6 protein-coding genes are annotated in these 7,547 nt (G+C 55.0%); 5 read left to right on the forward strand and 1 reads right to left on the reverse strand.

The genetic code is table 11. The annotated features are described in order from the left end of the window. Window positions 1–201: 201 nt before the first annotated feature. Window positions 202–2,673 carry a glycosyltransferase family 2 protein gene (locus GPK39_RS05175; RefSeq protein ID WP_082421901.1) on the reverse strand — a complete coding sequence of 824 codons (2,472 nt, stop codon included), beginning with the start codon at window positions 2,671–2,673 and terminating at the stop codon, window positions 202–204. A 156-nt stretch (window positions 2,674–2,829) separates the two neighbouring features. Here GPK39_RS05175 and rfbA point away from each other — a divergent pair, with 156 nt between their 5' ends. The 5 genes from rfbA to GPK39_RS05200 all read left to right on the forward strand — a co-directional run. Then, a complete protein-coding gene (gene rfbA / locus GPK39_RS05180) occupies window positions 2,830–3,729 on the forward strand; it encodes a glucose-1-phosphate thymidylyltransferase RfbA (protein WP_215674179.1) in 900 nt (299 codons plus the stop codon). Window positions 3,730–3,824: 95 nt separating this feature from the next. Then, entirely contained in the window at window positions 3,825–4,262 is a 438-nt protein-coding gene (locus tag GPK39_RS05185) for a DUF4869 domain-containing protein (RefSeq protein WP_035138697.1), read from the forward strand. Between the two features lie 9 nt (window positions 4,263–4,271). After that, window positions 4,272–5,246 (forward strand): hypothetical protein, encoded by a 975-nt coding sequence (locus GPK39_RS05190; RefSeq protein ID WP_215674173.1) that lies wholly within the window; start codon window positions 4,272–4,274, stop codon window positions 5,244–5,246. A gap of 75 nt (window positions 5,247–5,321) precedes the next feature. Then, the gene (gene rfbB, locus GPK39_RS05195; RefSeq protein WP_215674175.1) at window positions 5,322–6,341 is read left to right on the forward strand and encodes a dTDP-glucose 4,6-dehydratase; all 1,020 of its coding nucleotides are present in this window, start codon (window positions 5,322–5,324) and stop codon (window positions 6,339–6,341) included. Window positions 6,342–6,455: 114 nt separating this feature from the next. Then, a partial coding sequence (locus GPK39_RS05200; protein ID WP_215674177.1) for a sugar nucleotide-binding protein occupies window positions 6,456–7,547 on the forward strand: 1,092 nt, incomplete at its 3' end.

The raw sequence follows: 7,547 nt of genomic DNA on the forward strand, positions 1-7,547 counted from the left end.
GCGGCCTAGGATATCAACTGATTCCGGATATCGGACACAGGGGCCGCAAGGGCCCTTACACCAACTTTCTCGACACTACCACTGTCGAGTGGAGGACAACTTATCACAATAGGGGAATCGAGGGTTAATCCTCGATTCCCCTATCTAGCTTAGACACACGCTAATTTGCCGTGATTGAATAAGAGAAGAAACGCCAACTTCTTATAAATGATAATAACGATTCGCAGGTTCCCCAACGGTAAAGTTTGGATTCATATAGGGATCGCCTTCGACGTAATGCTTAGCCCAGCGATAATTCATGTACGCGACCTCTTTGTGGAAGCGAATCTGCTTCTCCGTATTGTTTTCAACGCCTCTAGAAATCGACTCGTAGTGATAGAGCTCGACTTCGGGTGTGTATACGATCAGGTCATTGATCTCGCGAAGCTTTAAGCAAAAGTCAACATCATTAAATGCAACTTGAAGCTCTTCCGTGAAACCTCCGACTTTCTCATATTCGCTACGCTTGGTCATTATGCAAGCTGCAGTGACGGCGCTGAAGTCTTGTTGTGCATCGTTGAGTGCAAAGTAGCCCCAGTTATCCTTTGGCATGCTTTGGCAAAGATGTCCTGCCACGCCACCAGTGACGCATAGGCCCGCGTGCTGAATGGTGTTGTCGGGATAGTAGAGTTTTGCACCAACTGCGCCAACATCCTCACGTGCGCAGATGCCAAGCATTATCTCAATCCAATTGGGCGTAATTACCTCAGTATCGTTATTCAACAGCAAGAGATAGTTTCCTTTGGCGTGAGCCACGCCAAAGTTCATGAGCTTGGAGAAATTGAATTCGTGTTCCCAAATTACAAGACGAACGATATCAGGATATTTTGCTTGCAACTTATCGTAATAATCAAATGTTGCCTTTTCCGTGCTGTTGTTTTCGATTATGACAAGCTCGTAATTGTCGTACGTTGATTTCTCAACAATTGACTTAATGCAGTTGTCCAGAATGTCTGCGTGGTCTTTAGTTGGAATGATAATTGACACGAGTGGATGGGAATCTGGCACAGCGTAGGTTACTTTATATGTAAAGGGACGACGCGCTTGTTCGACCTTCGCATTGAGCCCAAGCCTGTCCAAATGACTCTGGACCGCTTTGATACCTGCGATAGTGGCATACGGCTTGCTATCGGCATTTGCTGCGGTGGAGGTCTCGCTTAGGCGCCAGTGATATAGAACCTTTGCAACATGATGAACTTTCCTTGCCTTTTCCACGGCGTGGAGAGTCAGATTATGATCCTGTGCTCCATCGAACTCTTTCGTATTCGGTTCTAGAGTGTCAAGCAGAGACTTACGGATGGTAAGCATATGGCAGATATAGTTATTGTTTCTGAGCAGATCGATATTGAAATCCGGCTTAAAGAACGGCTGCGCTAGCATTCCATCGGGCATGAGTTTATCTTCATCACAATAAAGAAGATCGACGTCATCATTGTTTTCAATTGCCTCGGCATATGAGAACAACAAGTCCGGTTCAAGAATATCGTCATGGTCAAAGAAGCTAACGAAATCACCCGAAGCGATGGCAACGCCGGCGTTTGTGTTTTCGGAAATGCCCTTATTCTCGGTAAGGTTAATTGATTTAATTCTGTTGTCGTGGGCCGTCTCCTGCTCAACGCGAGCCTTTAGTTCCTGATTGTCAGGACTTGCATTAACTAGGATGAGCTCCCAGTTTGCATAAGACTGGTTTTTTACGGATTCGGCCATATCGTTAAAGAACGAAATGGGTGTGTTGTATAGAGGGACAATAATGCTGAACTTCGGAGCGCTGTTGAAGACGATTTTTCTCTGCTTCTCCAGAGCGCCGATAGTTGCCTTATGATCCGTGAACCATTCGGGGTATTCAGGGTCAAACTGCGCATGGGTAAAGAGAAAGTTGGTCTCCTCAAGAAGCAAGCCTAGCTTATCGGGTGTTAAGCAGTCGAATGCACTGAATGATGGGTGATTTTGATCGTCAATAATAAAGTAGTAACGATCGAACGCCTTTGGCATTCGAATTGAGAGCTGCGTTTCAAGCTGCTTTTTCTCAGACGTAAATCCAACGCTTGTTACATTCGAGCCGAAATTGACGATGCTCAAATTAACTTCATTAAGGGTTCGATCGAAACAACGAAGTTTGATTTGCGAGTCGCTACGATAAGGAGTTCTCACCGTGCACCTAAGGATATAGTCGCTTGAATCTTCGATGCACTGCCAGAAATCAATCGTTGCCATGTCAAACTCTGAAACGTCATCGTAGTTTCGGAGTTTGCTGCACATGTCAGGTTTAATTTTGTAGTTAAGGCGCGACTCCCATTTGATGTTCTTGCAATTGAGCGAAAGGGAGTCGCTGCTCAGGGTGCGACCGTCTTGGCCGATTTCGCTAAACTCAATTTTGATGGTGCGAGCATCGGGATCGGGGACTACAAGGACGTATGAGTTCGAGTCACAACTATTGTCCCGGAATTTTAGGAGGGATAAAGGTGAGCGGCGGTTATCGTCTGTAGCCGCCTGGGCTGTTACGCTGGAGCCTTTATGGATGCCTTCAATCTTAAGCTGCTGGTAGATTTTCCAGTTTCCTCTGCATACTCCGGTTGTTTCGACTCGCATTGTTTGCCTTTCGTTTGTTGGACACTGCTCATTGTACTTTTTCATTTGTTGCCTCGCTAGAAATGCAGAAAGAGTTGCGTGTTTCTGCTGTCCGATTTAAATAAGAAGACGGGGAGGTTGCTGCCGGTGCGTATAATTTAATTAACTATGCATCTGTAATTAGCGGCTTTTGCTCAACGATTGTCAATCGAGAGGATTTTTATGAAAGGCATCATCCTCGCCGGCGGGTCCGGCACGCGCCTGTACCCGCTCACGCTCGTGACCTCCAAGCAGCTGCTGCCGGTCTACGACAAGCCCATGATCTACTACCCGCTGTCCACCCTCATGCTGGCGGGCATCCGGGACATCCTGGTCATCTCCACGCCGACCGACCTCCCCAACTTCGAGCGCCTGCTCGGGGACGGCTCGCGCTACGGCGTGAACCTCTCCTACGCCGAGCAGCCGAGCCCCGACGGCCTGGCGCAGGCGTTCACCATCGGCGAGGAGTTCATCGCCGGCGAGCCGTGCGCCCTGGTGCTCGGCGACAACATCTTCTACGGAAACGGCCTGTCGCGCCACCTGACGCGCGCCGTGCAGAACGCAGAGTCGGGCCGCGCCACGGTCTTCGGCTACCACGTGGACGACCCCGAGCGCTTCGGCGTCGTCGAGTTCGACGGGGAGGGCAGGGCCGTCTCCATCGAGGAGAAGCCCGAGCGCCCCAAGAGCTCCTACGCAGTCACCGGCCTGTACTTCTACCCGGGCGACGTGGCCGCCAAGGCGCACAGGGTCGAGCCCTCCGCCCGCGGCGAGCTGGAGATCACCACGCTCAACCAGATGTACCTGGAGGAGGGGACGCTCTCCGTGGTCACCCTCGGCCGCGGCTACGCGTGGCTGGACACCGGCACCATGGAGTCACTCCACGAGGCGGCGGAGTTCGTCCGCGCCGTGGAGCACTCACAGGACCTGCCCGTGTCCGTCCCCGAGGAGATCGCCTGGGAGAACGGCTGGATCACGACCGCCGGGCTGGAGGAGGCCGCGAAGGCCTACGGCAAGTCGGTCTACGGCCGGCACCTCAAGAAGGTCGCCGCCGGCGAGATCGTTAACAGCCCGCGCGAGTACTAGCGCAAGCTTGTTTTCTTTCAGGGGCCACCGTTTATCTGGTGGCCCCTTTCGTTATGATTACGTTGACCATAAAGACAATATGATTGGGAGTGGATGTGTTAAGCGTCTACTTTGGCGATATGCCAGAAGCGATTTACAACACAGCGACATATTTCAAAAACTCTTACCGGTCTTCTTGGATTACGGATCCCTATGCAGTCTCGATAATTAAAGATGTCGATCGATCGGTTGTTGTCTCCGAAAACGTCATCGAAAGCCCTGTGCTTGGATCCATCTCCCCACTCCAGCTTTCTGGTGGCGTGAAAACGCTGCTGCTTATGAGATTTGATCGTAAGCATATTTTTAACGCTTCTACTTGTGGTGACAACTGTGCCAAGTGGATTCTCGACATGGCGAAAGACCGCAAGCTCGTTGTGAATCTCTATCATGTGATGGACTTTGGTCGCGAGGATTTTAAAATCAAAGTCGTGAACAGCGGCCGAATCGTTCATAACATGGCCGAATTGATTCACGAGTCGATTCCATATCTGTAGGTGCTGCTTATGAACGGTTCGCATCTCGTTAAGATTTCCCGCCGTAGGGGAACCAAGTACACATTTACCATCAAGCGGAACATCACTATTGTGCGTGGCGATAGCGGCACGGGTAAGACGACGCTGTTTGACATGGTCGCAGACTACATGCGAACGGGCGAGCAGTCGGGCGTTTCCTTGCAATGCGATTGTCCCTGTGTCGCCCTGACCGATTATGATTGGCGAAACCAGCTTTCGTCCGTTCATGACTCGATTGTATTTGTCGATGAGGGCTTAAAAGAGATCCATTCTGATGAGTTTGCCCATCATGTGCTGTATTCCTCGAATTATTTCGTGCTGATCTCAAGGGCTGATTTCCCCAATCTTCCGTATAGCGTGGATGAGATTTACAAGATTAAGACGAGCGGAAAATACCATTCTTTCGTCCCTGTTTATCAAGATCGCGGGAATCATCGTTATGCTATTTCCCGGTCGGCGCCAAAACAGGACTTTTCTATCCTTCTATGCGAGGACAGTAAGTCTGGTTTCCAGTTCTTTGAACGGCATTTCGCTGACAGTGAGCTTACCTGCGCTTCGCCCATGACGAACAGCGCGATTTTGGGCTGGTTGGATCAGCATTTCGACGATCGCGTGTTTGTTGTCGCGGACGGAGCGGCATTTGGGTGCCATGCGGACCGCGTCCTTAAGCTGCAAGACATTCATCGCGATACTGTTACGGTTTGTCTTCCCGAGTCATTCGAGTGGCTTCTGCTGAGCTCTGGCGTAATTTCAAGGTTAGATGTTAAGGCGGTTTTGGAAACCCCAGAAGCCTTTGTAAACAGTGAGAAGTTTAAAAGCTGGGAAGACTTCTTCTATAAGTACTTACGCGATAAAACTGGGAATTCGGTCTTCCGGTACGACAAAGACTGCATTCCGGAGGCGTTTTGTAGGGGAAGTAATTCTGCGAAGGTCATGGCTCTTATCGCATGCCGAAATGTCCGATAGTTTTGTTGAATAGTGCCGCGGCGTCACTTCCTGCGGCATACTAAAGAAGCTGTACTTGCTTCAGATTGGATTTTCATGTCTGAGATTTTTGAACCTAAGAACATCATCGTCACGGGCGGCTGCGGCTTCATCGGCAGCAACTTCGTGCACTACGTCGTGAACAACCACCCGGGCGTCCACGTCACCGTCCTGGACAAGCTGACCTACGCCGGCAACCCCGAGAACATCGCGGGGCTGCCCGAGGACAGGGTCGAGCTCGTCGTTGGTGACATCTGCGACGCGGAGCTGCTCGATAGGATTGTCCCCGGCCACGACGCGATCGTGCACTACGCCGCCGAGAGCCACAACGACAACTCCATCGCCGACCCGGAGCCCTTCCTGCGCACCAACGTCGAGGGCACCTTCCGCCTCCTGGAGGCCGTCCGCAAGTACGGCGTCCGCTACCACCACGTCTCCACCGACGAGGTCTACGGCGACCTGGCGCTCGACGACCCCGCCAAGTTCACTGAGGAGACGCCCTATAAGCCGTCCTCTCCGTACAGCTCGACCAAGGCTTCCTCCGACATGCTCGTCCGAGCGTGGACCCGCACCTACGGGCTTCGCACCACGATCTCCAACTGCTCCAACAACTACGGCCCCTACCAGCACGTGGAGAAGTTCATCCCCAGGCAGATCACGAACATCATAGACGGCGTCCGCCCCAAGCTCTACGGCCGCGGCGAGAACGTCCGCGACTGGATCCACACCGAGGACCACTCCAGCGCCGTCTGGGACATCCTCACCAAGGGCCGCATGGGGGAGACCTACCTCATCGGCGCCGACGGCGAGAGGGACAACATCACCGTGCTGCGCATGATCCTCGAGGCCATGGGAAAGGACCCCGAGGACTTCGACTGGGTCGCCGACCGCCCCGGCCACGACCGCCGCTACGCCATCGACTCGACCAAGCTCCAGCGCGAGCTGGGCTGGAAGCCGGCCCACACCGACTTCGCCGAGGGGCTCAAGGCCACCATCGACTGGTACGTGGAGAACGAGTCCTGGTGGCGCCCGGCCAAGGAGGCCACAGAGGCCCGCTACAGGGCGCAGGGGCAGTAGGCCGCCCAAGTGCCCTTACGGGGCGTCCCGGGCGGACCGCAGGGCATGGGGATGACCCTGCGGCCCCGCGCGGGCGCCCGCAACCTGAACCTCTTCGATAGGAGCTTTTCCCACATGGCAGACATCGCATTCGAGAAGGACCTCTCCGTCGCCGAGACCGGCATCGAGGGCCTCAAGGTCGTCGACCTCGCCGTCCACGGCGACTCGCGCGGCTGGTTCAAGGAGAACTGGCAGCGCGCCAAGATGACCGCCCTGGGTATCCCGGACCTCAGGGTCGTCCAGAACAACATCTCCTACAACGACAGCCGCGGCGTCACCCGCGGCATCCACGCGGAGCCCTGGGACAAGTTCATCTCCGTGGCGCGCGGCTCGGTCTTCGGCGCCTGGGTGGACCTGCGCGAGGGCAGCGAGACCTACGGGAAGGTGTTCACCTGCACGCTCGACCCGTCCAAGGCCATCTACGTCCCGCGCGGCGTGGGCAACTCCTTCCAGGCCCTGGAGGACGGCACCGCCTACACCTACCTGGTGGACGCCCACTGGTCCCTCGAGCTCAAGAGGACCTACACCTTCGTGAACCTCGCCGACCCCGAGCTCGCCATCGAGTGGCCCATCCCGCTCGACGAGGCCACCGTCTCCGAGGCCGACCTCAACCACCCGATGCTCAGGGGCGTCGTCCCAATGGCGCCCAAGAGGACCCTCGTCACCGGCTGCAACGGCCAGCTGGGCCATGCTGTGCGCAGGCTGGCGGAGGAGCGCGGCGTCGCCAAGGACTTCGACTTCTGCGACATCGACACCTTCGATATGTCAGACCCGGACGCCTACACACAGTACGACTGGTCGCTCTACGGCACCGTGATCAACTGCGGCGCCTACACCGCCGTGGATAGGGCGGAGACCCCCGAGGGCCGCGCCATCGCCTGGAAGGCCAACGCTATGGGGCCGGCGCTTCTCGCCCGCACCTGCTCCGAGCACGGGATCACCCTCGTCCACGTGTCCTCCGACTACGTCTTCGACGGCACCGCGGAGGTCCACACCGAGGACGAGCCCCTCAGCCCGCTCTCCGTCTACGGCCAGACCAAGGCGGCCGGCGACATCGCCGTGGCAGGGTGCCCGCGCCACTACATCATGCGCAGCTCCTGGGTCATCGGCGAGGGGCACAACTTCGTCAAGACCATGAAGGGGCTCTCCGACCGCGTCGCCGATCCG

The organism is Collinsella aerofaciens (genome assembly GCF_018785245.1).
Taxonomy (GTDB): domain Bacteria; phylum Actinomycetota; class Coriobacteriia; order Coriobacteriales; family Coriobacteriaceae; genus Collinsella; species Collinsella aerofaciens_AD.